Below are 1460 nucleotides of genomic sequence, written 5' to 3'. Positions count from 1 at the left end.
AGGCGAGGTAACCAGCACTGCCGCATCTGTTTTGCCTGCTCTCCCGAACCCCGCTGGAAGATGCGGGGTGGGTGTGGGTGTGGGCTACGTCGGCCACGGGCGTGAACAGCGATGCGTGTGGACGCACCAGCCGCACGGGTGTGAAGAACGGGCCAGGGCTTGGGCGCGCGAGGAGCCCCTTCGGCATGGGAAAGCCGAAGAGGCAGAGTGGAAACGGCGGTGAGACTCGATATCCCGGGGCCGGGATGGCTAACAGCGCCATCGCGCGGGAATACCCGGAAACTGGGGATGATGACGGAAGTTCACACGAGGTCTCCGAGCGGGGTCGATGTGTGGTGGAGGGATCCATCCGGTTTTGCCCGGATTCTCCGAATCCTCGCCCATCACAACCGTTTCCCACCCGTTCGGGCCGGTGTTGATCTGGGCGTGGCAGGCATCGCACGCGAAAGTCAGGTTCTCGATGTCCGTTTCGCCGCCATCGGCCCATTCCCGGATGTGGTGCACGGCCGAGCGGCTCGCTGGCGCGTCGCATCCCGGGCGCGTGCACCCGCGTTCGGTGGCGGTGAGCGCCAACCGCTGTGCGGGGTTGGCGAGACGCTGCCCTCGCGACAGGTGCAGTGGGCGGCCGTTGCGATCGAGCACCACCAGATACGGGGTGGAGTTCCTGGCGACCTGGAGGGCTTGGGTGATCGACATCGTGCCGCCGGTCGCGGTGGTCGCTACCCCGGCGCGCCTCTCGAGGTCGTCGATGCTCATGGTGATGATGGTCGAGACCGGAAGTCCGCGATGCGATCCCAGACGCGTGGGTCCCATGTCGGGGCGGAAGAACACCAGCAGGGCATCGTGGTTGCGCTGTTCGGCGTTGCGGTGATCGCGCTTGGCGGCCGCGCGGAGCTTCGCGCGAAGGGCTGCGCGGGCACGTTCGGCCGGGCTCAGCGAAGGGTCGTCGGCCTTGGCGTCATCATCACCGGTGTCGTCGCCGTCATCGAGTTCGGTATCGAGACCGAGTTCAGCGGTGGTCCAGGGGCTTTCGGGGTCGTCGGGGTTGCACATGCCGGGTCGTCCGAATTTCTCGAACATGGGGATCATGACCGCCCCCAGCTGTGGGGTGAGGTATCCGGAGATCGGGTACATGCCGTCGATGCCCTGGTGCCCGATCTTGATGCTCCGAACCCGCTGGCGGTCCCGGTTTTCGGTCAATCGCCCGTCGGGGTCGACGTGGGCCAGGATGTGGACTCCGAGTTTGGTCACACCTTTCGGGTCGCCTTCGCGGGCGAATGAGGTGAGGTGTTGTTCGGCGTGGTCTTTGACTTCCGGACCGGCGGCGTCGGGGATCCGTTCGAGCGCGTCGTGGATGGCCTTCACGTGATCGGCGGAGATCTCTCCGGCGCGTTGCGCTTTAGCTACGAGCGGCAATTTCGGCGGGCGGGTGCTCGAACCCGCCGACACCGTCGACAGCA

General features: G+C 66.2%; 1 protein-coding gene. It reads right to left on the bottom strand.

The genetic code is table 11. The annotated features are described in order from the left end of the window. Nucleotides 1–249: 249 nt before the first annotated feature. A partial coding sequence (locus ACWDOP_RS38965; RefSeq protein WP_456349089.1) for a DUF222 domain-containing protein occupies nt 250–1460 on the bottom strand: 1211 nt, incomplete at its 5' end.

It is taken from the genome of Nocardia sp. NPDC003693, from assembly GCF_053981095.1.
The sequence above is the reverse complement of the archived record's forward strand: the minus strand, read 5'-3'. Positions and strand labels throughout refer to the sequence as shown.